The organism is Streptomyces sp. NPDC037100, assembly GCF_055606225.1.
This window is the reverse complement of sequence record NZ_JBVJSX010000014.1, coordinates 65,350-88,708: the sequence shown is the minus strand read 5'-3', so window position 1 is coordinate 88,708 and position 23,359 is coordinate 65,350. Positions and strand designations below refer to the sequence as shown.

The 23,359-nt window shown below is 71.8% G+C and carries 28 protein-coding genes; 13 read left to right on the top strand and 15 right to left on the bottom strand.

Annotated elements, in window-relative coordinates; translation table 11 throughout:
* The first annotated feature begins 39 nt into the window (after positions 1-39).
* Together ACZ7EG_RS34835 and ACZ7EG_RS34830 are read left to right on the top strand one after the other, a co-directional pair.
* On the top strand, positions 40-432 hold the full coding sequence (locus ACZ7EG_RS34835) for a VOC family protein (RefSeq protein ID WP_471088020.1): 393 nt from the start codon (positions 40-42) through the stop codon (positions 430-432).
* A 43-nt stretch (positions 433-475) separates the two neighbouring features.
* Positions 476-1,555: an adenosine deaminase gene (locus ACZ7EG_RS34830; RefSeq protein ID WP_471088018.1), complete on the top strand. Its 1,080-nt coding sequence runs from the start codon at positions 476-478 to the stop codon at positions 1,553-1,555.
* On the opposite strand, the gene ACZ7EG_RS34825 is transcribed toward ACZ7EG_RS34830, so the two are convergent.
* Positions 1,537-2,052 (bottom strand): mycothiol transferase, encoded by a 516-nt coding sequence (locus ACZ7EG_RS34825; RefSeq protein ID WP_471088016.1) that lies wholly within the window; start codon positions 2,050-2,052, stop codon positions 1,537-1,539. The genes ACZ7EG_RS34830 and ACZ7EG_RS34825 overlap by 19 nt on opposite strands.
* Before the next feature lie 41 nt (positions 2,053-2,093).
* Positions 2,094-3,011 (bottom strand): LysR family transcriptional regulator, encoded by a 918-nt coding sequence (locus ACZ7EG_RS34820; RefSeq protein WP_471088014.1) that lies wholly within the window; start codon positions 3,009-3,011, stop codon positions 2,094-2,096.
* A gap of 117 nt (positions 3,012-3,128) precedes the next feature.
* Here ACZ7EG_RS34820 and mgrA point away from each other — a divergent pair, with 117 nt between their 5' ends.
* A complete protein-coding gene (gene mgrA / locus ACZ7EG_RS34815) occupies positions 3,129-4,121 on the top strand; it encodes an L-glyceraldehyde 3-phosphate reductase (protein WP_471088012.1) in 993 nt (330 codons plus the stop codon).
* Between the two features lie 44 nt (positions 4,122-4,165).
* Here mgrA and ACZ7EG_RS34810 read toward each other — a convergent pair whose 3' ends face one another.
* Positions 4,166-4,453: a DUF1905 domain-containing protein gene (locus tag ACZ7EG_RS34810; protein WP_471088010.1), complete on the bottom strand. Its 288-nt coding sequence runs from the start codon at positions 4,451-4,453 to the stop codon at positions 4,166-4,168.
* 76 nt (positions 4,454-4,529) lie between these two features.
* Complete coding sequence (locus ACZ7EG_RS34805) at positions 4,530-4,913, bottom strand: nuclear transport factor 2 family protein (protein ID WP_471088008.1); 384 nt, start codon at positions 4,911-4,913, stop codon at positions 4,530-4,532.
* Positions 4,914-5,248: 335 nt separating this feature from the next.
* On the opposite strand from ACZ7EG_RS34805, the gene ACZ7EG_RS34800 reads away from it, so the two are divergent.
* Genes ACZ7EG_RS34800 through ACZ7EG_RS34785 form a run of 4 tightly spaced genes read left to right on the top strand, consistent with a single transcriptional unit; the run spans position 5,249 to position 10,096 of the window.
* Positions 5,249-5,659 carry a hypothetical protein gene (locus ACZ7EG_RS34800; protein ID WP_471088006.1) on the top strand — a complete coding sequence of 137 codons (411 nt, stop codon included), beginning with the start codon at positions 5,249-5,251 and terminating at the stop codon, positions 5,657-5,659.
* A gap of 55 nt (positions 5,660-5,714) precedes the next feature.
* On the top strand, positions 5,715-8,054 hold the full coding sequence (locus ACZ7EG_RS34795; RefSeq protein ID WP_471088004.1) for an FHA domain-containing protein: 2,340 nt from the start codon (positions 5,715-5,717) through the stop codon (positions 8,052-8,054).
* 9 nt (positions 8,055-8,063) lie between these two features.
* Positions 8,064-9,104: a hypothetical protein gene (locus ACZ7EG_RS34790; protein ID WP_471088002.1), complete on the top strand. Its 1,041-nt coding sequence runs from the start codon at positions 8,064-8,066 to the stop codon at positions 9,102-9,104.
* The gene (locus ACZ7EG_RS34785; RefSeq protein WP_471088000.1) at positions 9,101-10,096 is read left to right on the top strand and encodes a serine/threonine-protein kinase; all 996 of its coding nucleotides are present in this window, start codon (positions 9,101-9,103) and stop codon (positions 10,094-10,096) included. The genes ACZ7EG_RS34790 and ACZ7EG_RS34785 overlap by 4 nt, the downstream gene beginning before the upstream one ends.
* 9 nt (positions 10,097-10,105) lie before the next feature.
* On the opposite strand, the gene ACZ7EG_RS34780 is transcribed toward ACZ7EG_RS34785, so the two are convergent.
* Entirely contained in the window at positions 10,106-11,404 is a 1,299-nt protein-coding gene (locus tag ACZ7EG_RS34780) for a streptophobe family protein (protein WP_471087998.1), read from the bottom strand.
* Positions 11,405-11,583: 179 nt separating this feature from the next.
* Between ACZ7EG_RS34780 and ACZ7EG_RS34775 the strand changes: the two genes are divergently transcribed.
* Positions 11,584-12,792 (top strand): DUF6777 domain-containing protein, encoded by a 1,209-nt coding sequence (locus ACZ7EG_RS34775; RefSeq protein WP_471087996.1) that lies wholly within the window; start codon positions 11,584-11,586, stop codon positions 12,790-12,792.
* A gap of 10 nt (positions 12,793-12,802) precedes the next feature.
* Here ACZ7EG_RS34775 and ACZ7EG_RS34770 read toward each other — a convergent pair whose 3' ends face one another.
* The 3 genes from ACZ7EG_RS34770 to ACZ7EG_RS34760 are packed head-to-tail and all read right to left on the bottom strand — an operon-like array spanning position 12,803 to position 13,937.
* The gene (locus ACZ7EG_RS34770; protein ID WP_471087994.1) at positions 12,803-13,219 is read right to left on the bottom strand and encodes a PRC-barrel domain-containing protein; all 417 of its coding nucleotides are present in this window, start codon (positions 13,217-13,219) and stop codon (positions 12,803-12,805) included.
* The gene (locus ACZ7EG_RS34765) at positions 13,216-13,800 is read right to left on the bottom strand and encodes a PRC-barrel domain-containing protein (RefSeq protein ID WP_471087992.1); all 585 of its coding nucleotides are present in this window, start codon (positions 13,798-13,800) and stop codon (positions 13,216-13,218) included. The genes ACZ7EG_RS34770 and ACZ7EG_RS34765 overlap by 4 nt, the downstream gene beginning before the upstream one ends.
* Positions 13,797-13,937, bottom strand: coding sequence for a hypothetical protein (locus ACZ7EG_RS34760; RefSeq protein ID WP_362244019.1), 141 nt, complete (start codon positions 13,935-13,937; stop codon positions 13,797-13,799). Before ACZ7EG_RS34760 ends, ACZ7EG_RS34765 begins: the two co-directional genes overlap by 4 nt.
* 187 nt (positions 13,938-14,124) lie before the next feature.
* Between ACZ7EG_RS34760 and ACZ7EG_RS34755 the strand changes: the two genes are divergently transcribed.
* Positions 14,125-14,589, top strand: a complete 465-nt coding sequence (locus tag ACZ7EG_RS34755; RefSeq protein WP_471087990.1) for an ATP-binding protein — start codon at positions 14,125-14,127, stop codon at positions 14,587-14,589.
* A 156-nt stretch (positions 14,590-14,745) separates the two neighbouring features.
* On the opposite strand, the gene ACZ7EG_RS34750 is transcribed toward ACZ7EG_RS34755, so the two are convergent.
* Positions 14,746-15,633, bottom strand: a complete 888-nt coding sequence (locus ACZ7EG_RS34750) for an RNA polymerase sigma factor SigF (protein ID WP_471088166.1) — start codon at positions 15,631-15,633, stop codon at positions 14,746-14,748.
* Positions 15,634-15,848: 215 nt separating this feature from the next.
* Here ACZ7EG_RS34750 and ACZ7EG_RS34745 point away from each other — a divergent pair, with 215 nt between their 5' ends.
* Positions 15,849-16,262, top strand: coding sequence for a helix-turn-helix domain-containing protein (locus ACZ7EG_RS34745; RefSeq protein WP_471087988.1), 414 nt, complete (start codon positions 15,849-15,851; stop codon positions 16,260-16,262).
* Between the two features lie 22 nt (positions 16,263-16,284).
* On the opposite strand, the gene ACZ7EG_RS34740 is transcribed toward ACZ7EG_RS34745, so the two are convergent.
* Positions 16,285-16,887 (bottom strand): ClpP family protease, encoded by a 603-nt coding sequence (locus ACZ7EG_RS34740; protein WP_471087986.1) that lies wholly within the window; start codon positions 16,885-16,887, stop codon positions 16,285-16,287.
* Positions 16,887-17,528: an ATP-dependent Clp protease proteolytic subunit gene (locus ACZ7EG_RS34735; protein ID WP_471087984.1), complete on the bottom strand. Its 642-nt coding sequence runs from the start codon at positions 17,526-17,528 to the stop codon at positions 16,887-16,889. Before ACZ7EG_RS34735 ends, ACZ7EG_RS34740 begins: the two co-directional genes overlap by 1 nt.
* Before the next feature lie 434 nt (positions 17,529-17,962).
* On the opposite strand from ACZ7EG_RS34735, the gene ACZ7EG_RS34730 reads away from it, so the two are divergent.
* Entirely contained in the window at positions 17,963-18,445 is a 483-nt protein-coding gene (locus tag ACZ7EG_RS34730; RefSeq protein WP_471087982.1) for a VOC family protein, read from the top strand.
* Between the two features lie 48 nt (positions 18,446-18,493).
* Here ACZ7EG_RS34730 and ACZ7EG_RS34725 read toward each other — a convergent pair whose 3' ends face one another.
* Together ACZ7EG_RS34725 and ACZ7EG_RS34720 are read right to left on the bottom strand one after the other, a co-directional pair.
* A complete protein-coding gene (locus ACZ7EG_RS34725) occupies positions 18,494-19,384 on the bottom strand; it encodes an aminoglycoside phosphotransferase family protein (RefSeq protein ID WP_471087980.1) in 891 nt (296 codons plus the stop codon).
* Between the two features lie 17 nt (positions 19,385-19,401).
* On the bottom strand, positions 19,402-20,301 hold the full coding sequence (locus ACZ7EG_RS34720; protein ID WP_471087978.1) for an SGNH/GDSL hydrolase family protein: 900 nt from the start codon (positions 20,299-20,301) through the stop codon (positions 19,402-19,404).
* 165 nt (positions 20,302-20,466) lie between these two features.
* Between ACZ7EG_RS34720 and ACZ7EG_RS34715 the strand changes: the two genes are divergently transcribed.
* The gene (locus ACZ7EG_RS34715; RefSeq protein WP_471087976.1) at positions 20,467-21,264 is read left to right on the top strand and encodes a VOC family protein; all 798 of its coding nucleotides are present in this window, start codon (positions 20,467-20,469) and stop codon (positions 21,262-21,264) included.
* A gap of 70 nt (positions 21,265-21,334) precedes the next feature.
* Entirely contained in the window at positions 21,335-22,048 is a 714-nt protein-coding gene (locus ACZ7EG_RS34710; RefSeq protein WP_471087974.1) for a ribonuclease H family protein, read from the top strand.
* On the opposite strand, the gene melC2 is transcribed toward ACZ7EG_RS34710, so the two are convergent.
* Both melC2 and melC1 read right to left on the bottom strand, forming a co-directional pair.
* On the bottom strand, positions 22,049-22,870 hold the full coding sequence (gene melC2, locus ACZ7EG_RS34705) for a tyrosinase MelC2 (RefSeq protein WP_471087972.1): 822 nt from the start codon (positions 22,868-22,870) through the stop codon (positions 22,049-22,051).
* 32 nt (positions 22,871-22,902) lie between these two features.
* Complete coding sequence (gene melC1, locus ACZ7EG_RS34700) at positions 22,903-23,271, bottom strand: apotyrosinase chaperone MelC1 (RefSeq protein ID WP_471087970.1); 369 nt, start codon at positions 23,269-23,271, stop codon at positions 22,903-22,905.
* Positions 23,272-23,359: the final 88 nt, after the last annotated feature.

Below are 23,359 nucleotides of genomic sequence, written 5' to 3'. Positions count from 1 at the left end.
ATAACCTCTCCGGTCAACCGCCCGCTCCGAGAGGCCTCGATGAGACGTATCGCCCTGGTCACCCTCGTTGTCGACGACTACGACGAGGCGATCCGCTTCTACACCGACGCCCTCGGCTTCCGGCTGGCCGAGGACGTGCCCCGGCCCGACGGGTCCCGCTGGGTCGTCGTCGAACCCGGTGTCCCGGGAACCGGCACCGGCCTGCTGCTGGCCCGCGCCAAGGGGGAGGCCCAGGCCGCCAGGGTCGGCGACCAGTCCGGCGGGCGGGTCGGCTTCTTCCTGCACACCGACGACTTCGCCCGCGACCACGCCCGCATGGCTGCGGCGGGCGTGACCTTCCTGGAGGACCCGCGGCGCGAGTCGTACGGGACCGTAGCCGTCTTCCAGGACCTCTACGGCAACCGCTGGGACCTGCTCCAGCCCGCCGGCTGACCCGCCCGCTCCTTACGAACCACCTGCCCGAGGAAAGACCGCCATGACTGCTACGCGCGTAGACTCCGACCTGATCCGCCGCCTCCCCAAGGCCGTGCTGCACGACCACCTCGACGGCGGTCTGCGGCCCGCCACCGTGGTGGAGCTGGCCGAGGCGGTCGGCCACACCCTGCCCACCACCGACCCGGACGAGCTCGCCGCCTGGTACTACGAGGCCGCCAACTCCGGCGACCTGGTGCGCTACATAGCCACCTTCGAGCACACCCTCGCCGTGATGCAGACCCGCGAGGGCCTGCTGCGCACGGCCGAGGAGTACGTGCTCGACCTGGCCGCCGACGGCGTCGTGTACGGCGAGGTCCGCTACGCCCCCGAGCTGAATACCAACGGCGAGCTGACCATGGCCGAGGTCGTGGAGACCGTCCAGGAGGGCCTGGCGGCCGGCATGGCCAAGGCGGCCGCCGCGGGCACGCCGGTGCGGGTCGGCACCCTGCTGTGCGGGATGCGGATGTTCGACCGGGTGCGCGAGGCCGCCGAGCTGGCCGTGGCGTTCCGAGACGCCGGGGTCGTCGGCTTCGACATCGCCGGAGCCGAGGACGGCTTCCCGCCCGCCGACCACCTCGCGGCCTTCGAGCACCTGCGCCGCGAGAACGTGCCGTTCACCATCCACGCCGGTGAGGCGCACGGCCTGCCCAGCATCCACCAGGCCCTGCAGGTGTGTGGCGCCCAGCGCATCGGGCACGGCGTACGGATCACCGACGACATCCCCGACCTGGCGGCGGGCAAGCTCGGCCGGCTCGCGGGCTGGGTGCGCGACCGGCGCGTCGCGCTGGAGATGTGCCCGACGTCCAATCTCCAGACGGGCGCCGCCACCTCGATCGCCGAGCACCCGATCACCGCGCTCAAGGACCTCGGGTTCCGCGTCACCCTCAACACCGACAACCGCCTGGTGTCGGGCACCACGATGACCCGCGAGATGTCCCTGCTGGTCGAGCAGGCGGGCTGGACCGTCGAGGATCTGCGCACGGTCACCGTCAACGCCCTGAAGAGCGCGTTCATCCCGTTCGACGAGCGCAACGCACTCATCCGGGACGTGGTGCTGCCCGGTTACGCCGCCGAGCTCTGAAGCAGCCCCCGCAGGTACGCGGCCTGTCCGACGTGCTGGAGATCGTCGGACAGGACGCTGACCAGCCGGACGCCCAGGGTGACCGGCGGGTCCCAGCGCTCGTCGATGACGCGTTCCAGGTCCTTGGCGGCGAGGCCCTGCAGGGCGTCCAGGCTCTGCTCGTGCACGGCGTCGTGATAGCCGGTCAGCAGCTCGGCCGAGTCGACCCGGACCCGGGCGACCTTGGCTGGGCTGTGGCCGTAGCCCGTGTCGCGGCGGGGGAGGTCCAGTCCGAAGCGCTTCTCCCAGTCCTGGGACAGCCACACCTGTTCGTGGCCGAAGGCGTCGGCCATGTGGTCGTCCTGGACGCGGGTGAGGTGCCAGACCAGCCAGGCGATCGAGTTGGTGTCGGGGGTGGGGCGGGCGCTCAGCTCGTCGGGCCCGAGCCCCTCGACGGTGGCATGGACTTCTTCGCGGATGCGGCTGAAACCGTCGATGAGGATGTCCTTCGCATGCATAGCTCCACCATCGCGCATCGCCGGGGATCACGCGTCGGGGATCACACGCCGGGGGCACCCTCCTGGGGTGGTGCCAGACCCCCTGTTTTCAGCAGGCCCATCAGCGCCCGGGCCGCCGGACTGGTCGCCTGCTCGGGCGGCAGCAGGGCCACCGTCTCGTACACGGCGTCTTCAGCACCCTTCACGGGCAGGGCGGTCAGCGAGGCGCGCTTGTGCCGGAAGTGACGCGGCACGACGGCGACGCCGAGACCCTCGTCCACCAGGTCGAGGAGGCTGTGCACGTCGTTGACCTCCAGGGCGACGCTCCGGCGGACGCCCGCCGCGGCGAACGCGGCGTCGGTGGTGCGCCGCGGCCCCCAGTCCGGGTGGAAGTCGACGAAGACCTCACCGCCGAGATCCTCGGGCGTCACCGCGGCCCCGGCCGCCGCGAGCCGGTGGTTCGGATGGCACAGGACGGTCATCGGCTCGCAGGTCAGCGGCACGGTCCGCAGCTGGTCGGTGTCCTCCTGGGCGGTACGCACCGCGAACGCCAGATCCAGGCGCCCGGCCGCGACCTCCTCCGCGAGGGCTCCCGAGCCCGCCTGCCGCAGACAGATCTCCACGTCCGGGTGGCGCCGCCGGAAGGCCGCCAGCAGCCCCGCCACATGCACCCCGGCGATGCACTGCTCGGAGCCGAGTGCGAGCATCCCGCGCAGCACGCCCTGCACCGCGGCCACCGCCTCGTGGGCCGAGCGGACCTGGGCGAGGATCCGCTCCGCCTCCCCGAGCAGCGCCCGTCCGGCCGGGGTGAGCGTCACCCGGCGGGTGGTGCGGACGAACAGCGGCGTCTGCAGCTCCCGCTCCAGGGCCCGGATGGACGCCGACAGGCCCGACTGGGACACCAGGAGGCGCTCCGCCGCGCGGGTGAAGTGCTGGTCCTCGGCGACCGCGACGAAGTGCTGCAGGTGGCGCAGTTCCATGACTGAGAAGCGTAGCCGCTGAATTCCATCGGATTCTTCTGTTGGACGCATGGGCGCAGGTCACGCCAGAGTGGACACCGGTTTCCTCCCGACCGTGCCAACCCCTCTGGAGTCGCGTTGTACACCGCACACCCCGATCGCTACGCGGACATGCCCTACCGGCGCACCGGACGCAGCGGTCTGAAGCTCCCCGCGCTGTCGCTCGGCCTGTGGCACAACTTCGGCCCGGACCGGTCCGTCGAGACGCAGCGCGCCATCCTGCGCCGCGCCTTCGATCTCGGCGTCACCCACTTCGACCTCGCCAACAACTACGGACCGCCGCCCGGCGCCGCCGAGTCCGCGCTGGGCGAGTTCCTGAAGACGGACTTCGCGCCGTACCGCGACGAGCTGGTCATCTCCACCAAGGCCGGCTACCTCATGTGGCCCGGCCCGTACGGCGAGTGGGGCTCCCGCAAGTACGTGCTGTCCTCGCTGGACCAGAGCCTGAAGCGGATGGGCCTGGACTACGTCGACATCTTCTACTCGCACCGCCCCGACCCCGAGACCCCGCTCGAGGAGACGATGGGCGCCCTGCACTCGGCGGTGCAGCAGGGCAAGGCGCTGTACGTCGGTGTCTCCAACTACTCCGCGGAGCAGACCCGCGACGCCGCCCGCATCCTGGGCGAGCTGGGCACCCCGCTCCTCATCCACCAGCCGCGCTACTCGATGCTGGACCGCCGTCCCGAGGACGAGGGCCTGCTCGACACCCTCGACGAGCTCCAGGTCGGCTCCATCGTCTTCTCCCCGCTGGAGCAGGGGGTGCTGTCCGCCCGCTACCTGGACGGCATCCCCGAGGGCTCCCGGGCCGCGAGCGACAGTCCCTTCCTGAACTCCGACGCCCTCACCGAGGACCTGGTGGGCCGGCTGCGCGACCTGAACGACGTCGCGAAGTCCCGCGGTCAGACCCTGGCCCAGATGGCCCTGGCCTGGGTCCTGCGCGGTGGCCGGGTCACCTCCGCGCTGGTCGGCGCGAGCAGCGCCCGGCAGATCGAGGACAGCGTCGGCGCCATCCGCAACCTGGATTTCGACGCCGACGAGCTGGCCAGGATCGACGCCATCGTCAAGCAGTAGGGGACCGGTGTGCCCGGGGGCGTCCGGGCCGGGAGCGGATCGGCTCACGAGCTGATCCGCTCCTCGAGGCGCACGGTCACCGTGTCGCCCTCCTCCTTGCCGATGGCCTTGCGGATGCCGGCCTTCACGGGCAGTTTGTGCGTGCCGTCCCCCAGGGCCATGAAGGAGCTGCGGAACGGGTGGCCGTCGATCGTCCCGCGGACCTTGACCAGGCCGCGGGTGCCGAAGAACTCGACGGACCGGGGCCAGACCAGATAGGTCCAGCCGCCCTCGGCGGGGCTTTTGCGCAGGACCGCGGTGAACTCCGCGTCCAGTTCTCCCGTGACGGCCATGGTCTCCTCCGATGGTCGACGGACTCTCCCTCATGGAGACCGCCGGACACCGGAGAACTCATCGGGGGCGCCGGCGTCACGCCCCGGCTGGCACCCGGTCCAGGAACCCGAGCACGACCCTGATCCGGTCCTGTCCGTCCAGCGTGATCACATCCGAACCGGCGACCGGCGCCGAGCCGTCGGCCGCGCTCACCAGTTCCCAGGAGAAGCGCGCGGTGTCGTGATGCCCGTCGACGACGCCGGAGAGCCGGAACTCGAACCCCGGGAACTGCTCCCGGGCCGCCGCGATCACCGCGGCGATCCCCTCGTGGCCGCCGACGTCGGCCAGGGGATCGGTGTACCGGCCGTCCTCGGTCCAGGCGGCGGCGACCGCCTTGGCACGTGCCGCCGCGTCGTCGGCGTTCCATGCCTCGAAGTAGCGGGCGACGGCGTCCTCGTAACGGTGGGCGGTTGCGGACATGGGCGATCAGCCTCCGGAAAGGTCGTCGTTGATGGTCGAGACCGGGTTCCGCGCTCGGCCGACCCGGTACGACCACCTTGCCCGCAGCCGCCGGGAGCGTCGATTACCTCCGGAGTCATGGGCCGTCGCCACCGCTCGCCGGATTTCGGCCAACTCGGGGGGTGAATATGCCAGGAGAGTGGCCGGAAAGTCGTGGTGACAGTGATTCAGTAGTGAACATACTGACCTGCTAGAGCGCTTTTCACATCGAGCGACGGCGCCCTCACGCACAGCACGCGAACCGCAGAAGGGGCGAGGCCGGCCGGCAGACGGGCAGGGCAACGGGGGAGGGTCACGTGCACGACGAGTTTCTGTGCCACGTCACGGCGTACGGAGTCTGCGACGGCCGCCGGATCGGAGTCCCCCTCGGCACCTACCGGGCGCCCACCCTCGCACTCGCCCTGTGGTGGCTGCGCGACCGCGCCTCCTGGATCGCCCAGCGCCTCGACCCCCGGCCGGACGCCGAGCACTTACCGCCGGGCTCGCTCGTGCCGGTCGCCCCCACCGTGCCCGACGTGCCCATGCTGCTGCGCGCCTGGTGCGCCGATCCCGCCCAGCAGGAGCGGGTCGCCGAGGAGTTGGCGGCCGGACGGCTGGTGCGCATCGCCACCAGCGACGACACCACCGAGTACGAACTGCTCGCCGAGTCCGTGGACGCCCTGCGGATGCAGCGCAACGCTCCCTTCGTCGGCATCACCGTCGGCTGACCTCTGCCTCCCTGCGCCCAGGCGTACACCAGGGCAAATCGGTAGAATCTTGACCATGGCGCAACCCTCGGTAGCACCAGAGCTCGTCCTGGAGACGGAGACGGGCACGACCGTGATGATCCCGGGCCGCGACTACCACGTAGGGCGCGACCCGCTGTGCGACATCGTCATCGACGACGACCGGGTCTCCTGGCACCACGCGGTGCTGAAGCCCGAGGACGGTCACTGGACCATCGAGGACGAGGACAGCACCAACGGCACCTACGCCGACGGCCGCCGCATCCATGAACGCGACGTCGGACCCGGCAGTGTCATCCGCTTCGGCAACCCGGCCGACGGACCGCGCATGACCCTGACGGGACGCCCCGCCCCCGCCGCACCCTCGCGGGAACGCCCCTCCGCCGTCTCCATGCCGGCCCACACCGGCACCTACCGGCAGCCCACGACCGTACGGCCGCTGTCCTCCCGCACCGTCCGCATCGGCCGCGCCACCGACAATGACCTGGTCATCGACGACCTCGTGGTCTCCCGTCGGCACGCCGAACTGCGCGCCCTGGCCGACGGAACGTACGAGATCACCGACCTGGGCAGCCACAACGGCACGTACCTCAACGGCAGCCGCGTCACCAGCGCCCCGGTCGGCCCGGGCGACATCGTCGGCATCGGCCACTCGGCCTTCTGCCTCGTCGGCGACCAACTCCAGGAGTACGTCGACACCGGCGAGGTCTCCCTCGACGTACAGGACCTCGCCGTCAGCGTGGACCGCGGCCGCAAGACGCTGCTGGACCACGTGTCCTTCCCGGTGGGGGAGAAGTGCCTGCTCGCCGTCGTCGGTCCGAGCGGCGCCGGCAAGTCCACGCTCCTCAACGCCCTCACCGGCCAGCGGCCCGCAGGCCACGGCACCGTCCTGTACGACGGCCGCGACCTCTACCGCGACTACGCCGAGCTGCGCCAGCGCATCGGCCTGGTCCCGCAGGACGACATCCTGCACGCGCAGCTGACCGTCCGCAAAGCCCTCTCCTACGCCGCCGAACTGCGCTTCCCGCAGGACACCGCCAAGGCCGAGCGGCGCGCACGGGTCGACGAGGTCATCCGCGAACTGGGCCTGGAACAACGCGCCGACCAGCCCGTGCACAGCCTGTCCGGCGGCCAGCGCAAGCGCGTCAGCGTGGCTCTGGAACTCCTGACGAAGCCGTCACTGCTGTTCCTCGACGAGCCGACCTCCGGCCTCGACCCCGGCATGGACCGCTCGGTGATGCACATGCTGCGCGGCCTCGCCGACGACGGCCGGACCGTCATCGTCGTCACCCACAGCGTGCTCAGCCTGGACGTGTGCGACAGGCTTCTGGTCCTCGCGCCCGGCGGGAAGATCGCCTACTACGGGCCGCCCGAGGACGCTCTGTCCTTCTTCGGCTTCGAGGAGTGGCCGGAAGCCTTCGAGGCCTTCGAACGGGACACGGACCGGGACTGGGCGGGGCAGTACCTCGCCTCTCCCTTCCACGGACGGTACGTGACCGACGCCTCCGCCCAGCCCCAGCAGCCCAGGTCCCAGCCCGTCGTCATCACCGCCCCGCCCCGGCCGCGCAGCCGCGGCGCCCAACTCGGCACGCTGGTACGCCGGTACGCGGCCGCGCTGAGCGCCGACCGCACCTTTCTGATCATCATGATCGCCCTGCCCTTCGTCATGGGCGCGATGGCCCGCGCTCTCGCGGGCGGCAAGCTGACGCTCGACACGGCGATGAACGCGCTGCTCATCCTGTGCGTCGGCGCGGTGCTCACCGGGGCGGCCAACGCCGTGCGCGAACTCGTCAAGGAACGCGTGATCTACCAGCGGGAACGGGCGGTGGGTCTGTCCAGATCGGCGTACCTGATGTCCAAGGTCATCGTCCTGGGTGTCATCACCGTGCTCCAGGCGGTGGTGCTGACCCTGGTCGCCCTGCTCGGCGTGGACCTCAACGCGCCGGGCGGTGAAGGCGTGCTGATGCCGCCCCTGGTGGAGATCACGGTCGCCGTCGCCCTGCTCGCGTTCACGGCGATGATGCTCGGCCTGCTCATCTCCTCGCTGGTGCGCAAGGAAGAGGTGACGATGCCGCTGCTGGTGCTCATCGCCATCGTCCAGGTCGTCTTCTGCGGAGCCCTGCTGAAGCTGGCCGACACCCCCGGACTGGAGCAGCTGGGCTGGCTGGTTCCGGCACGCTGGGCGCTGGCGGCGATGGCCGGGACCGTGGGGCTGGCCCGGATCGTGCCCGACGACCTGACCAAGGACCCGCTCTTCGAGCACTCGGCGGGCACCTGGCTGCTGGACGTGGGGATGCTGGTCGTGCTGTCGGTGCTCTTCGGGTTCCTCGTGTCCCGGCTGCTGCGCCGGCACGAACCGGCCGTCATGCGGAAGTAGGGAGTGCCGATGACGACCCCCGGCTTCCGGCCCACGCACATCGTCCCGCAGCACGGGATGCCCGCCTGGGAGGCACCCGACCCGTCCCGGCCCACCGTGGACCTCGACCCTCTGCTGCCGGTGCAGCTGCTGGAGCGCCAGGGCGACTGGGGGCACGTGCTGTGCTTCAACGGCTGGTCGGCCTGGGTGGACGGCCGTCGTCTGGTCGCCGTACCGCAGGATCCGCCCGCCGCGGACGGGCCGCTCACCCGCGCCGCCGATCCGCGGCCGCTGCTGGGCCGGGCGCAGGAGGCCCTGGCGCGCTACCGCTCCGCGGTGGAGGACCTCGCGGCCGGCCTCGACCGCGAGTCGTTCCGCACCCGCACGCACGGCATGCGGATCGGCGTCGTCGTCGACGGTGAGTCCGTGTGGCTCTACGACTCCGCCCACGGGCACTGGGTGTACGCCGACGGTACCCGGATGACCACGTACGCGACGGACGAGACGCCCGAATCGGGACCGGCCTCCCGCCCGGCCGCGGCGCCCGTGCATCACCCGACACGCGTGGTACCGCCCGAGAGTCCCGTCGAGCCGTCCCGCGCACGGCAGGCCGCCGGCCCGGCCGAGTCGCCGCCACCGGCGCGGAGTGCACCCGCCGGGCGCACGCGGGTGGTCCCACCCGAGACACCGTCACCGTCAGGGGTGGCCCCGCCCGAGGCACCGTCACCGTCAGGGGTGGCCCCGCCCGAGGCGCCCCTGCCTTCGGGAGTGTCCCCGCCCGAGACACCGTCACCGTCAGGGGTGGCCCCGCCCGAGGCGCCCCTGCCCTCGGGAGTGTCCCCGCCCGAGGCTCCCGAGCCCACCCGGGTGGTGGCCCCTGATGCTCCCGAGCCCACCCGGGTGGTGGCCCGCGATGCTCAAGAGCCCACGCGCGTCGTGTCCCCCGAGGGCCGGAAGGGCGAGGGCGACGGCGAAGGCGAGGGGGAGGCGGATCGTCCGGCCGCGCCGCCCACGCGGGTCGTGGGGCATGAGCCCACCCGGGTCGTCTCGCCCGAGGGTGACGGGCGTTGACCCGCGAGACGAGCCTGTTCGCCGGGCGGCCCTCCGAGCTGGTCGGGCAGCAGATCGCCGGGTACCGGATCGAGCAGGAGATCGGGCGCGGCGGCATGGCCGTCGTGTACCGGGCCCGCGACCTGCGCCTGGAACGCACCGTCGCCCTGAAGCTGCTCGCCCCCGAACTCGCCCGCAACGACACCTTCCGCCGCCGCTTCACCCACGAGTCGCGGGCCGCCGCGGCGATCGACCACCCGCACATCGTGCCGGTGTTCGAGGCCGGCGAGACCGACGGCGTCCTGTACATCGCCATGCGGTACGTTCCCGGCAGCGACCTGCGGCACGTCCTCGACCGCGAGGGTCCGATGCCGGCCGTCACCGCCCTGCGCGTCGCCGCCCAGGTCGCCTCCGCACTCGACGCGGCCCACGATCACGGCCTGGTCCACCGGGACGTCAAGCCGGGCAACATCCTGGTGGCCCGCGGCACCGACAGCGACCACCCCGAGCACGTCTACCTCACCGACTTCGGGCTGACGAAGAAGTCGCTGTCGCTGACCGGCTTCACCACGGTCGGCCAGTTCGTCGGCACGCTCGACTACGTCGCCCCCGAGCAGATCTCGGGCAAGCCGGTCGACGCCCGCTGCGACGTGTACGGTTTCGCCTGCGTCGTCTTCGAGACCCTGGCCGGCCATCCGCCCTTCCTCCGCGACGACGACATGGCCCTGCTCTGGGCCCACCAGTACGACGAACCGCCGCCGCTGACCGAGGACCGGCCCGACCTCGACCCGCGGGTGGACCCCGTCTTCGCCCAGGCCCTCGCCAAGAGCCCCGACGACCGGTACCCGTCCTGCCTCGCGTTCGTGGCCGCACTGCGTGCCGCGACGACCGGCGGCGAAACCGGCGCCCCCCGAACGCCCACGCGCGTGGACCGGCGGCTGCCGGGCGCGGGGGAGGAGCGGCCCAAGCAGCCGCCTCGCTGGGCCGAACCGGTCTTCGTGCAGCGAAGCTAGGGCGCGGCGTCAGCTCTCACCGCCGGTGCGCACCTCGCCCCGCCGCTGTACGCGACGCGCCAGCAGTGCCCCGGCGAACCCGGCCACCAGCCCCCACGGGACGGCCAGACCCACGGCACCCCACAGCTTGGGCCTCAGGAACAGCTCGCCCCCCAGACCGCCGCCCAGGTCACCGATGCCCAGCACGGACAGGCCGAAGTGCGCGGAGATCCGCCCCACGAGGCAGATCACGAACACCGTCAGCCCGAGGGCGAGTGCCATGTGCACCGCGTGCTGCCAGGCCCGCACCCGGGCCGGTGACCGGGCCGCCATCACGAACCCGGCGGCCAGCAGCAGCACGACGTCGACGACCAGCAGCCACCACACCCGGCCGTCGTGCTCGGCGAGGGTCCGCAGGTTCAGCTCGGAGACCTCCGGGGTGCGCAGCACCTCGTCGAGCACATGGGGCATGGGCAGCCCGAAAGGTCCCTCCACCCTGCCGTTCCAGGTGGCGCCGAGCCCGATCGTCAGCGCCAGCCACACCAGGTTGGGGATGCCCAGCAGGATCACCGCGAACGTCTCCCGCGCGTGCCCCTTGGTCGCCGCGACGACCAGGCCGACGATCACGCCGATGACGACGCAGGCCAGCAGCAACGCGACCATCGCGTAAGCGGCCGGCCGCACCGACGCCTGAAAGCGCAGCAGTCCCGCGGGCAACGGCGCCCCGCGTGACACCAGCAGCGCCAGCACCAGCACGCCGGCCAGCCACACCACGCCGACGAACACGGACAGCGGAACGTCGGTGGTGAAGCCGACCTCGGGCGATGCGCCGAACAGGTCGCCGAGTTCACCGAGCGTGTCGTCCCCGAGGGGGATGTCGAAGGTGTGGCGGGCCGCGAGCGTCAGGCCGATCAGCGCGATCAGCCACAGGGCCGCCACCCGGCCGGCCCATCCGGCCAGCTCCGCCGCGCCGGCGACCGCGCGATGCCGCAGCGGCCGCAGGAAGCCCCAGGCGAGCACCAGCGCCCCGGTGAGCGTGACGGACAGCGGAATCACCGTCAGACCCGCCTGTGTCGAGGCGAGGTCGCCGGCGCTTCCGGTGAGCTTCACCGTGCCGCCGACCGCGGTGACCATGGTGGCCGCGACGACAGGGCCGAAGGACCCGTCCGGGAGGTCACCGGCCCCGGCCGCCCACAGGCCCAGGGCCGCCACCACCGCCATGGCGAGCAGCCCGGCGAGCACCGTGAGGAGGGCATGTGCCCAGCCGTGGCGGGCGACGGCCCGCTCGCCGGAGGTACGTGCCTGGCCGGAGGGGGTGCGCGAACTCACGCTGCCACGCTAAGCAGCCCCCGTGCAGGGCGCCCGCCGGAGAGGTCCGTCCGCGTCGGCTTGCGGGGCGCACGGGACCGGGGCACACAATGAACTCGTAGCGGAAAGAGCTACATATACCGGGGCTGATCGCCTGGGGTATGTGAAGGCCGCAGCGAACCCACGCGGGAGAAGAGCTCGTGAGCGTCGATCCACCGTCGTCCGGCCGCCCCACAGGACCCCCCTCGGGCCCGCTGTCGGGTCCCTCCCAGCCGCCCTCGGCCGGCGGCCCGCCTCCGGGCGGCGGCCCGCCTTCGGAGCCGCCGAGCGGAGGCGGCAAGGAGCCGGAGCCGCCGAGCGGAGGCGGCAAGGAGCCGGAGCCTCGTCGCCCGTGGTGGGGGTCCGTGCCCCGGGTCGCGATCATCGCCACCGTCGTGGTGGCCGCCGTGGTCCTGGCCGTGGTGCTCTCCCGGCCCGACAACGGCGGTACCGGCGCGTCCGACGGTGGCACCAGCACGTCAACCGGTGAGGTCTTCCTCCAGCCCGCGGCCGACACGGGCCCGGACGAGTTCACCGAGTCGACGGCCGAGGAGAAGAGCTCCGCCTCGCCGGTCACGCCCTCGGGAGCCGGCGAGTCGGCGCCGCAGAACGCCGTCCGTGGTGTGGAGGGCGACGCGCCCGGGTTGTACGGCGGCACGCGCAACGTCGCCAGCTGCGACGTGGAGAAGCAGATCACATACTTCGCCGACGCCCCGGACAAGCAGCGCGCCTTCGCCTCGGTCGCCGGGATCCAGCCGTCCGACGTCCCCTCCTACCTGCGGTCGCTCACTCCCGTGCAGCTGCGCATGGACACCCGCGTCACCAACCACGGCTACAAGAACGGCGCTCCCACCAGCTATCAGGCCGTCCTCCAAGCCGGCACGGCCGTCCTCGTCGACGACCGTGGTGTGCCCCGGGTGCGCTGCGCGTGCGGCAACCCGTTGTCCCCGCCGGTCGCCCAGCAGAGCGCGCCGAAGACGACCGGCGACGCGTGGCCGGGGTACAAGCCGTCGAACGTCGTCGCGGTGGCGCCCGCACCGGAGCCGGTCGACGTCTTCGTGATGTGCGAACCCGACGGCGAGTGGTTCGAGCGCCAAGCGGGCGACACGGGCAAGAAGGACCACAAGACGAAGAAGCCCGACAGGCCGTCCCCGTCGGCGAGCGTCACCACGCCGACGGCACCGACCGACCCGACGTCGTCAAAGCCGCCCACGGGTGAACCGCCGACCTCGAACACGGACACGTCCGGGCCGACGACGGACGAGCCGCCGTCGTCCGGCACTCAGCCGCCGCCGCTCGACAGCAACACCGGGAGCGATACCGGAAGCGACACCGGCGGTGGCACGACGGACCAGGCCCCGGCCTCCTGACCCGGCAGGCTCAAGCGGCGCGGACCACCAGGGCGTAGTCACCGAGTCCGAGCAGCCGGTCGCCCGGCAGATCGCCATGGGCCGTGACGACCGCCTCGACGCGGCCCGTCTCCGGTTCGAACGCGACGTCCTGGACCGTACCGAGCGTGTCGCCCGTCTCGGTGAGGATCCTGAGGCCCGGCAGCTCGTGGTGCGGCGGCACCTCGGCCGGTTCGGCGGTCGTGCGGACCAGTACGGCGTCCGGACCGATGGCGTGCAGGGCGCCCCAGGCGAGCACGGTCTCCTTGCGGGAGTGCCGGCCCCGCACCCGGACGTGCGTGACCACACCGGACACGGGGTCGACCGTCAGCGACCTCAGCGCGCCGATGTCCTCCGCCTCGGTCAGCGTCAGCACCGGCAGGCCCCGCGCCTCGGAGAACAGCATCATGGCGCCGACCCTTTCCGCCCGGCCTGGAAGGCCCCGACCCGGGCGACGAACGCCGGCAGGTCGTCGGCGACGTAGCGGGTGGCGTCCGCCGGGATGACCAGGGCACGGCCCGAGACGGCGAGCGTTTCGCCGCGCGGCACGTAGACCCGGTGCCGGCGGCGTCTGGAGCCCCGCACAAGTGCCTTGGCCGCGGCGATCCGGAAGCCGACGACCCGGCCGCTGGTGCCGCCCTCGACGATCACGTCGAGCACCGTGCCCACCTCGGCACCCTCGTCGGTCAGTACCTTCGCGTGCAGCACCCGGCCCTGCTGGGCCTCGCGGCGGGCCACCACGACGGAGGTGTCCTGCAGCGCGAGGGCGTCGCGGATCATGACCGCGTGCGGGCCCAGCGCGTGCACCGCCGGCCAGGGCAGGCTCTGCTTCAGCGGCCCGCTCAGCAGGCCGCGCCCGCTCAGCGTGAAACCGGTGATCCTGCCGGCGGCGGCGTCGAAGACGGTGTCCTTGACCTGCGCGACGGCGTCGCCGCCCAAAGTGACCACCGGGAGGGTCGTCAAAGTGCGCGCAGCCAGCAATTCGTTCATCGCAGGCCCTTCCCGCCGGGCCGGCGGCGGACCGCGATGACGGTCCCCGACCGCCGCCCCGCCTGCACGGCGAGCGTCACCGCCGCGACGGCGGCGAGCGCCGCGATCACCACGACCAGCCATGTCCACCAGGCCACAGCGCACCTCCGGCGATCCGGCCCGGCCGCCCTCGGCCGGTCCTGATTCTTTCCGGGTGCCCCGCGAAGGGGGGACAATGCCCGGGGCGCCGACCGGACCCGCATCCGTGAGGACTGCGGAGCCCGGCTCGGGGTACGAGCACTGGTGCAGAGCGTCCGGCCAGTCCGGCTTCCCAGAGAGAAAAGAATGATCGACCACCTGGACGGGGCAGTGATACCGACTGGTTTCGACGTGCCCGTGGAACCGCTGAGGCGGGCGGCACACTACACCGGCGAGCGGGGATGCATCGCCGAGGCGCGGTCCTTCGCCGCGCTCTTTCTCGACCAGCTCAGGACCGAGTGGTGCGCGCGTATCGACGAGAGGGTCGACGGCGCCGTACTGCTGGTGGTGAGCGAGCTGATCACCAACGCCGACCGGCACAGCAACGGGCCGTACATCCTGGAGCTGGTCGGCACCGATGCCGCGGTGACGGTGTCGGTCTACGACAGCAGCTCCGCACTGCCCCGCATCTTCCCCCGCAACCCCGAGCGCATCGGCCGGCACGGCCTGGAGATCGTCCACGCGCTCGCGGAGCAGGTCAGCGTGGAACGGGTGCCGGTGGGCAAGCGGGTACGCGCCGTTCTGCCGCTCTCCGGCAAAACCGGCGGGTGAGCCGTCCGGGTGGAGTGGGTCACCCGGACGGAATCAAGCGTTCCCACGAGAAATGCGAGAAACGTCGTCGGGGCACCTGCGCGAGCCGGACGACGTTCGCGGGTGCCGCCCCACTCCCGCATGGGGGACGGCACCCGCTGGTCGTACGGCCACCGGTCAGGCGCAGCCCAGCTCGCCCAGCATGCCCTCGCGCAGCCGTGTGATGATCCGCTTGATCAGACGGGAGACGTGCATCTGCGAGCAGCCGAGCTGCTCACCGATCTCCGCCTGGGTGGCCTCCTCCACGAACCGCATGTGGATGATCTGCCGGTCGCGCTCGCTCAGCTCCGCCATGAGCGGGGCGAGCGAGTGGAAGTCCTCGACGAGCCGCAGTCCGTCCTCCTCCACACCGATGAAGTCGGCCAGGACCGCTTCGCCGCCCTCCGGTCCGTCCCCGGTCAGCGCGGCGTCCAGCGACGACGAGTTGTACCCGTTCGCCGCGATCTGCCCCTCCATGACCTCACGCTCGGAGATGTTCATCAGCGTGGCCAGCTCGGCGACCGTCGGCTCTCGGTCCAGTCGGCTGGCGAGCTCCTCACGGGCCTTGGCCAGCTCGACGCGCAGCTCCTGCAGCCGCCGGGGCACGTGCACCGCCCACGTCGTGTCCCGGAAGAACCGCTTGATCTCGCCGACGATGTACGGCAGCGCGAAGGAGGTGAACTCGACCTCGCGCGAGAGCTCGAACCGGTCGATGGCCTTGATCAGGCCGATCATGCCGGTCTGGACGATGTCCTCCATGTCGTCGCCGCGGCCGCGGAACCGGCCGGCGGCGAAGCGCACGAGTGACATGTTCATCTCGATGAGGGTGTTGCGTGCGTACTGGTACTCGTGCGTTCCCTCTTCGAGCTCCGTCAGGCGCTGGAAGAACTGGCGGGACAGCTGCCTCGCGTCCCGCGGGGCCACGGACCGCGGGTCCACGACGCCCGGCAGTGCTCCGTCACCCGCGCCGGCTTCGGTGTTCTCTTCGACGACCTGTGCCTTCGACCGGATCACGGCGGTCTCCATTACCTCTCCCACGAACGTCACGGCGGACTTCTGCATAGGTACTCCCGAGTTGCGGGTACCCGGGTCGACGCGCACCATGCCCTCCGAATTTTTCCATGGGCGAAATAGGATGGAATGTAACTATCCGCCCCCGTCCGCGTCCTGCGTGCGGTGATTCCACCCAGGGCGGAACGCCGGGCCCTTCCCCCGGCGGCCGGGATTCCTAGGCTGGAGAAGTGAGCAACCACCCGCCCAACGAAGCCCGAGTCATCCCCCTGCGCCCGCACGGCGCGCGTACCGCCGGCGCGCCGCCGCGCCAGGCGCCACCGGCCCCCGCCGCGAAGGAGCCGCTGTGGCGGGACCTGGTGGGCGACGTCCTGCGCCGCGAACGCCTCGCGCAGGAGCGCACGCTGAAGGACGTCGCCGACCAGGCGCGGATCTCCATGCCCTATCTCTCGGAAGTGGAGCGGGGCCGCAAGGAGGCCTCCTCGGAGGTCCTAGCGGCCGCGGCCCACGCCCTCGGGCTGAACCTCGGCGACCTGCTGACCAGGGCGCAGGGCGAGCTGACGCGTCTCACCTCGCGCTACGCGGACGGTGGTCGCCGCGGCGCGTCCACCTCCTCGCACGACGGGATGTGCCTGGCGGCCTGAGCCGCATCGGCCGGCCGGCGCCTCAGATCTTCGCGAGGCGCCGGCTGAGCACCTCGTCGGCCAGCCCGTAGCCCACCGCCTCCTGGGCGGTGAACACCTTGTCGCGGTCCATGTCGGTCCGCAGGGTCGCCACGTCGTGGTGGGTGTGCCGCGCCAGCACCTCCTCGACCTGGGAGCGGATCCGCACCATCTCCTTGGCCTGGAGCGCCAGATCGGACACCATGCCGCGCTGCCCCCCGGCAGCCGGCTGGCCGAGCAGCACCCGTGAGTGCTCCAGCACGAACCGCCGGCCCGGATCCCCGCCGGCCAGCAGCACGGCAGCCGTGGAGGCCGCCTGCCCGACGCAGAACGTGGAGATCGGTGCCTGCACGAACGTCATCGTGTCGTAGATGGCCATGAGCGAAGTGAACGAGCCACCCGGCGAGTTGAGGTAGATCGCGATCTCGCTCTCCGGCGACGACGACTCCAGATGGAGGAGCTGGGCGATGACGACGTTGGCGACGCCGTCGTCGATCTCCGTGCCGAGGAAGATGATCCGCTCGGACAGCAGCCGGCTGAACACGTCGTAGGACCGCTCGCCCTGGGGAGTGCGCTCGACGACGTTCGGGATCGTGTAGCTACCCATCACTGCAGCCCCATCCTGCGCCGGGTGGCCGCCGGGCGGACGTCCGCGAGGGACTCCACGACCCGGTCCACCATGCCGTACTCCCTGGCCTCCTCCGCCGTGAACCAGCGGTCCCGGTCGCCGTCCCGGGAGATGATCTCCGGGCTCTGGCCGGTGTGCTCGGCGGTGATCCGCTCGATGGTCCGCTTGGTGAACTCCAGGTTCTCCGCCTGGATCTCGATGTCGGCGGTGGTGCCGCCGATGCCCGCCGACGGCTGGTGCATCATGATTCGCGCGTTCGGCAGGGCGTAGCGCTTGCCCGGCGCGCCGACGCTCAGCAGGAACTGGCCCATGCTGGCCGCGAAGCCCATGGCCAGCGTGGAGACGTCGTTCGGGATGAGCCGCATCGTGTCGTAGATGGCGAGGCCCGCGTGCACCGCCCCGCCCGGGCTGTTGATGTACAGGCTGATGTCGGTGTGGGCGTCCTCAGCGGACAGGATGAGCAACTGGGAGCAGACCCGGTTGGCGGAGACCTCGTCGACCTGGGTGCCCAGCAGCACGATGCGCTGCGCGAGCAGCTGGGCGGCCAGATGGTCGTCGAAACGGGTCGGAGGGGTGTCGCCCTCCTCCGCCCGCGGGGCGAGCGTCGTCAGTGGAGTCATCAATTCTCCTCGTGCGCGGCGACAGGTGCCGCTGACGTGTCGGGGATGTGCCGTCGACTCCACTCTTGACCTCGGTCGATGCCCGCGAACGGTTTCTCTGCCCTCGGCAGATCCGCTACCGGCAGAGCCCGCACCCCCAGCCCTTCTCGCGCAACTGCCCAAAGAACGCCCGCACATCACCGACCAGCGGGTACGGCTGCTCCCGGCAGCTCGCCGGGTCACCGGATGCGGTCGAGGCGGTCGTCGACGTCGCTTCGCGGCATGTCGACACGGAAGGGACGGACGACGCTGCCGGCGGGCGTGGAGGTCATGGCCGTGATGCCCGCTCCGAACGGTGTGACCGCCACCTGAATTTGCCGGCCGTCCGGCCGATGAGTTCCTGGGCGAGCGCCGGTCGACAGTGGTGACAGCGTTCCACGCCCCCGGGAGGACTCATGACCACCGACGGATTCACCACCTGCCTCTGGTTCGACGGCCAGGCCGAGGAGGCTGCCCACTTCTACGTCTCGGTCTTCGAGAACTCCGGCATCGGCAAGATCGCCCGCTACCCCGAGGGGGCGCCGCAGCCCGCCGGAAGCGTGATGACCGTCGAGTTCACGGCCAACGGACACCGGTTCCTGGGCCTCAACGGCGGGCCGCAGTTCACGTTCAGCGAGGCGGTCTCCTTCATGATCTTCTGCGAGAACCAGGAGGAGATCGACCACTACTGGACCAGGCTCACCGAGAGCGGCGGCGAGCCCGGCCCCTGTGGCTGGCTCAAGGACCGGTTCGGCGTGTCCTGGCAGGTCGTCCCGGAGCGGCTCGACGAGATGATCACCGACCCGGATCCGGCGAAGGCCGCCCGCGTCACCCAGGCGTTCATGGCGATGGGCAAGTTCGACATCGCCGCCCTGGACAAGGCGTACGCGGGCGGGTGACGTGTCCCCACGGGGGCGGAGCCGTCCCGCACCCCGGCCGGCTCGGCCCTACACCGTCTCGGCCGCGATCTCCCCGATCACATACCGGGAGTTCGCCGCGACCGGCGGGTTCGTGTCCCAGTAGTACGGCAGCGCGATGACCGCGATCGACAGGGCCCAGCCCCGGGCCCGGGCCCACTCGGCCTCGCCGGCGCCCACGGCCTCGCGGAACACCCCGCGGGCCGTCGCCGGCAGCAGGCACCAGGCACCGATGAGGTCGACGGCGGGATCACCGACCCCCACCGTCCCGTAGTCGATCACGGCGCTGAGCCGTCCGCCTGTGACCAGCAGGTTCCCGGCCATCAGGTCGCCGTGGGCCCAGACGGGAGGACCGGTGTGCTCCGGAGCGCTCAGGGCCTCTTCCCACACCTTCGTCACCACGGCCGTGTCGACCCGGCCCGTGAGCTGCGCGAGGGCCTCACGCATGAAGGGTTCCCGGGTCGCCAGCGGCACCCCCCGGGAACCCGGAGGGCCCTCCGAGGCGTCGACACGGCGCAGGGCCGTGACATACGCCGCCAGGTCCTCGGCGAGCAGCGCGGGTTCCTCGAGCGCTCCGGGCACCGGGTTGCGGCCGTCCAGCCAGCCGTACACCGACCAGGGCCAGGGGAAGCCGTCCCCGGGCTCGCCCCGCCCGAGGGCTTCGGGCGCGGCGACGGGCAGCGCCCGGCCCAGCCGGGGCAGCGAGCGCAGCTCGTGCGCGATGGCCTCCACGGCCCGGGGGTGCCGGGGGAGCCGTACGACCTTGTCCGCGCCGAGGCGGAACATGGCGTTCTCCGTCCCGGAGGACTCCAGCCGCCGCAACGGCAGCCCGGCCCACTGCGGGAACTGTCCGGCGATCAGCCGGTCGACGACCGAGACGTCGATGTCCAGCTCGTCGTCATGCATTCGCACCGCACACATGCCGCCCATTCGAGCGGTCAACGCGCGGCCTGTCGAATGGTTTTGGTGATCTCGCGGGCGATGCGCAGGATCCCGGGGGAGCGGACCGGGCAGGGCTTCGGCTTGGACGTCGTGGGGGCCAGGCAGAAGTGCAGGTAGTCGTCGTCGCGGTGCAGGGCCGTGCGGTCCCGGCCGGGCTGTGTGCAGAACTCGGGGTGGGCGCGCTCGTGGGCGGTGCACGGCAGGTACTGCGTCCAGGTGTAGCGGCCGGTGGCCGGGCTCACCGTCTTCCCGGCGTCCGCCACGAGGCCGCCCGAGGCGGCGGCACGCTTCTCGTACAGCGCGTTGACGCGCCGGACCCGCTCGGGGGTGATCGGGTCCGGCCCCTGCGACACCCAGACGATCCGCGGGCGGCCGTCGCCCCCGGCCGCGGCGATCTGCTCCGCGAGCCGGCGCGCGTCGGCGTCGTAACGGGTGAAGTACCGGGCCGGGGACTTGCCGTAGGTGATGCCGTCCATGCACGGCGTGTAGCCCCAGGAGTTCCCCCAGAACTGCAGGACCACGAAGTCGGGCCGCAGCCTGCGCACCAGCGCGGCGGCCTTGTCGGCGGCCGGTACCAGGGAGCGGTCGGCCGTCCCCTCCAGGTAGTCGCACAGGGTGGTGCCGGAGTACGGGGCTCCGGTGTACTTCGCCTTCAGGTCCCGGCGTAACTCCTCGCCCAGGACCTTCTGGCCCTCCATCGCCAGCGAGTCGCCGAGGTACAGCACGGTGGGCGACCGTTTCGGCTCCGGACCGGGGGAGGCGGGGGCGCGCTGGTGGGTGGTGGCCGACGCGCGCGGTGCGGCCGGCGCCGGCTCCTCGGGTGCGGACGCGGGATCCCCGCACCCGCCGAGGAGCACCCCGGCCAGCAGTACCCCCACGACCCACCGCTTGCGCATACGGCAACTCCCGCCCCGGCCACCGAAACGGCACTCAGGCAAGCACAACCGGGCGCCGGGGGGAAGACGTGCGCCGCGGGAAGGCCCTCTCGGCGCGCGCGTCCGCGCCCGGGTGGCTAGCGTGAGGAAACGGATGATTCCACTCATGCGGGAAGGGCCGTGGCCATGGCCGTGCAACCTGAAGGAGCCCCTTGCTGGGCCGACGCGATGTTCGGTGATCTCGAAGGGGCCAAGAGCTTCTACGGGGACGTCCTGGGCTGGACCTTCGCCGAGGCGGCGGCGGAGTTCGGCAACTACACGGAGGCCTCCGTGAACGGCAAGGCGGTCGCCGCCGTCGTTCCGCCGATGCCGGGCCAGGAGGGCCTGTCGCAGTGGTGCCTCTACTTCGCCTCACAGGATGCCGCCGCCACCGCCGCCCGGATCCGTGAGCACGGCGGTGAGGTGCTGATGGAGCCGATGCGGGTCGCCGACTTCGGGACCATGTGCCTGGCCCGCGATCCCGGCGGTGTCGTCTTCGGCGTCTGGCAGGCCGGAACCCACGAGGGCTTCCAGGCCATGGCCGAACCCGGCGCCTACACCTGGGCGGAAGTCTTCACCCGCGAGCCGGAGAAGTCCGACGCGTTCTTCCCCGCCGTGTTCTCCTACCGGCAGCGGGACATGGAGGACGGCGAGATGGACTTCCGGGTGTACGACCTGGGCGAGCGCACCGTGCTGGGCCGGATGAAGATGGGTACGGAGTTCCCGCCCGAGGTGCAGCCGTACATCAACGTCTACTTCACCGTCGAGGACTGCGACGAGGCCGTGGCGAAGGCCACCGAGCTGGGCGGCGTGCTGCGGTTCGGTCCCATGACCACCCCGTTCGGCCGGTTCGCGGCCATCAGCGACCCGCAGGGCGCGAGCTTCTCGGTGATCGACACCACGAAGACCGAAGGAGAGATGCCGAGGCTGACCGACGTGGCCTAGTGCCGCGGCACCGGCCACCCGGACCTCCCGCCACCAGGACCTCCCGGCCGGAGGCCCCCGCGGCCATGGCATGATCGAGCGCATGCGTGAACGTGTTGTGGCCGCGTGTGACGGGGCTTCGAAGGGAAATCCCGGGCCCGCGGGCTGGGCCTGGGTCGTCGCCGACGCTTCCGAGACGCCGCAGCGGTGGGAGGCGGGGCCGCTCGGCAAGGCCACCAACAACGTCGCCGAACTCACCGCGCTGGAGCGCCTGCTGGCGGCGACCGACCCGGACGTGCCGCTCGAGGTCCGGATGGACTCGCAGTACGCGATGAAGGCCGTCACCACCTGGCTGCCGGGCTGGAAGCGCAACGGCTGGAAGACCTCCGCCGGCAAGCCGGTCGCCAACCAGGACCTCGTCGTGCGCATCGACGAGCTCCTGGCCGGCCGCTCCGTCGAGTTCCGCTACGTCCCCGCCCACCAGGTCGACGGCGACCGGCTCAACGACTTCGCCGACCGCGCCGCCAGCCAGGCCGCCGTCGTCCAGGAGCCCGCGGGCAGCGGCCTCGGCTCTCCCGAACCGCCGCCCTCCCCGGACACCCCGGTCAAGGCCCCCCGCTCCCGCCCGCGCGGCGGCGCGGCCCGCACGGCCAAGGCCGCGGGCGGGAAGGGCTCCGCGCGCACCATCAAGGCGAAGTTCCCCGGCCGCTGCCAGTGCGGTCGCTCCTACGCGGCCGGCGAGCCCATCGCCAAGAACGACAGCGGCTGGGGCCACCCGGAGTGCCGTTCGGGCGCGACCGTCTGATCAGACGTCGAAGGTGTAGTGCGGGGTGTGGTCCAGCAGGTCCGCCGGGCTCATGTCGTGCCAGGGCCGCATCGTCTCGTTCAGGTCGATGACGTTCGGCGTCCCCGCGGCGGGCAGATAGCCCGAGCCGGGGTGGCGGCGCTGCCACTCCGCCCACAGCTTGTCTATGTACGCGTGGTGCAGCCAGAACACCGGGTCGTTGGGGGAGACCCCGGTGGCCATCTGCCCGCCGACCCAGACGTGGACGCGGTTGTGCAGATTGACACCCCGCCACCCTTCGAGGTGGTTGCGGAAGCCGTCCGAGCCGCTGTTCCAGGGCGCCATGTCGTACGTGGGCATCGCCAGCACCGACTCGACCTCGGCCCGCGTCGGCAGCTCGCGCGTACCGGATCCCAGGGAGCGCCGCAGGAACGTACGGCCGTCGACCCGCACGTTGACCGGCCAGTTTCCGCCGGACGCGGAGAAGGGCCCGTCCGTCACCCGGCCGTCCCGCTCCCGCCCGGTGCCCCCGAGGAAGTCGGGCGCCCACAGCGAGGCGCGCGGCGTACGGTCGACCGTCCAGTCCCAGTAGGGCAGCGTCACCGACGCGTCCACCGACTGCAGGGCCCGCTCGAACTCCAGGAGGAATCTTCGGTGCCAGGGCAGGAAGGACGGTGAGCGGTGCCCGGTCCGCTCGCCGTTGTCGGTGTCGGAGACGATGAACGAGTTGTGCGTCGTGACGAACTCGTCGTAGCGGCCGCTGCGCTTCAGTTCCAGCAGCGCGGCGACGAAACGCCGCTTCTCGTCGGCGGTCAGGGTGGACTGGTTCTTGCGGACTGCCATGTGCGGGTGCTCCAGATGCCGTGCGAGGGGGGTCAGTTGGCGGGGAAGGGCAGCAGGGGCGCGCCCTGCAGCTCGTCCACCGCGGCGCGCGCGGCGGCGCGCGGGGTGGCGACCGGGTCGTAGTGGCTGACGACGCTGATCCAGCTGCCGTCGGCGTTGCGCATCACATGCAGCTCCACCCCGTCGACGAACACGGCGTATCCCGCGCCGTGATGGCCGTGGTGACCGGACCCGGTGGCCGGCCGGCCCTGTATCCGGCGGCCCTTGTAGACCTCGTCGAAGGTCCCGGGGGAGTCGTGGTGCCCGGCGGCCGAGGCCGGGGTGGCGGCTGACAGCGTCCCCGCGGTCGTGGCGAGTACGGCCGCGGCGGTGAGTGCGCTGCGACGGCTGAGTTCCGGCATTCGGACCTCCTGGGTGGGTCGGCTGGTGACCCCGCATGCCTACCGGCCTGCCCGCTACCGGGAGAAATCGACGCGAGCCGGTTGGCTG

Coding starts and splice junctions, on each gene's coding strand:
- ACZ7EG_RS34835 (WP_471088020.1), top strand. CDS start 40: ATGAGACGTATCGCCCTGGTCACCCTCGTTGTCGACGACTACGACGAG.
- ACZ7EG_RS34830 (WP_471088018.1), top strand. CDS start 476: ATGACTGCTACGCGCGTAGACTCCGACCTGATCCGCCGCCTCCCCAAG.
- ACZ7EG_RS34825 (WP_471088016.1), bottom strand. CDS start 2,052: ATGCATGCGAAGGACATCCTCATCGACGGTTTCAGCCGCATCCGCGAA.
- ACZ7EG_RS34820 (WP_471088014.1), bottom strand. CDS start 3,011: ATGGAACTGCGCCACCTGCAGCACTTCGTCGCGGTCGCCGAGGACCAG.
- ACZ7EG_RS34810 (WP_471088010.1), bottom strand. CDS start 4,453: ATGGCCGTCACGGGAGAACTGGACGCGGAGTTCACCGCGGTCCTGCGC.
- ACZ7EG_RS34805 (WP_471088008.1), bottom strand. CDS start 4,913: ATGTCCGCAACCGCCCACCGTTACGAGGACGCCGTCGCCCGCTACTTC.
- ACZ7EG_RS34795 (WP_471088004.1), top strand. CDS start 5,715: ATGGCGCAACCCTCGGTAGCACCAGAGCTCGTCCTGGAGACGGAGACG.
- ACZ7EG_RS34790 (WP_471088002.1), top strand. CDS start 8,064: ATGACGACCCCCGGCTTCCGGCCCACGCACATCGTCCCGCAGCACGGG.
- ACZ7EG_RS34770 (WP_471087994.1), bottom strand. CDS start 13,219: ATGATGCTGTTCTCCGAGGCGCGGGGCCTGCCGGTGCTGACGCTGACC.
- ACZ7EG_RS34765 (WP_471087992.1), bottom strand. CDS start 13,800: ATGAACGAATTGCTGGCTGCGCGCACTTTGACGACCCTCCCGGTGGTC.
- ACZ7EG_RS34755 (WP_471087990.1), top strand. CDS start 14,125: ATGATCGACCACCTGGACGGGGCAGTGATACCGACTGGTTTCGACGTG.
- ACZ7EG_RS34750 (WP_471088166.1), bottom strand. CDS start 15,633: ATGGAGACCGCCGTGATCCGGTCGAAGGCACAGGTCGTCGAAGAGAAC.
- ACZ7EG_RS34740 (WP_471087986.1), bottom strand. CDS start 16,887: ATGGGTAGCTACACGATCCCGAACGTCGTCGAGCGCACTCCCCAGGGC.
- ACZ7EG_RS34735 (WP_471087984.1), bottom strand. CDS start 17,528: ATGACTCCACTGACGACGCTCGCCCCGCGGGCGGAGGAGGGCGACACC.
- ACZ7EG_RS34730 (WP_471087982.1), top strand. CDS start 17,963: ATGACCACCGACGGATTCACCACCTGCCTCTGGTTCGACGGCCAGGCC.
- ACZ7EG_RS34725 (WP_471087980.1), bottom strand. CDS start 19,384: ATGTGTGCGGTGCGAATGCATGACGACGAGCTGGACATCGACGTCTCG.
- ACZ7EG_RS34720 (WP_471087978.1), bottom strand. CDS start 20,301: ATGCGCAAGCGGTGGGTCGTGGGGGTACTGCTGGCCGGGGTGCTCCTC.
- ACZ7EG_RS34715 (WP_471087976.1), top strand. CDS start 20,467: ATGGCCGTGCAACCTGAAGGAGCCCCTTGCTGGGCCGACGCGATGTTC.
- ACZ7EG_RS34710 (WP_471087974.1), top strand. CDS start 21,335: ATGATCGAGCGCATGCGTGAACGTGTTGTGGCCGCGTGTGACGGGGCT.
- melC2 (WP_471087972.1), bottom strand. CDS start 22,870: ATGGCAGTCCGCAAGAACCAGTCCACCCTGACCGCCGACGAGAAGCGG.
- melC1 (WP_471087970.1), bottom strand. CDS start 23,271: ATGCCGGAACTCAGCCGTCGCAGCGCACTCACCGCCGCGGCCGTACTC.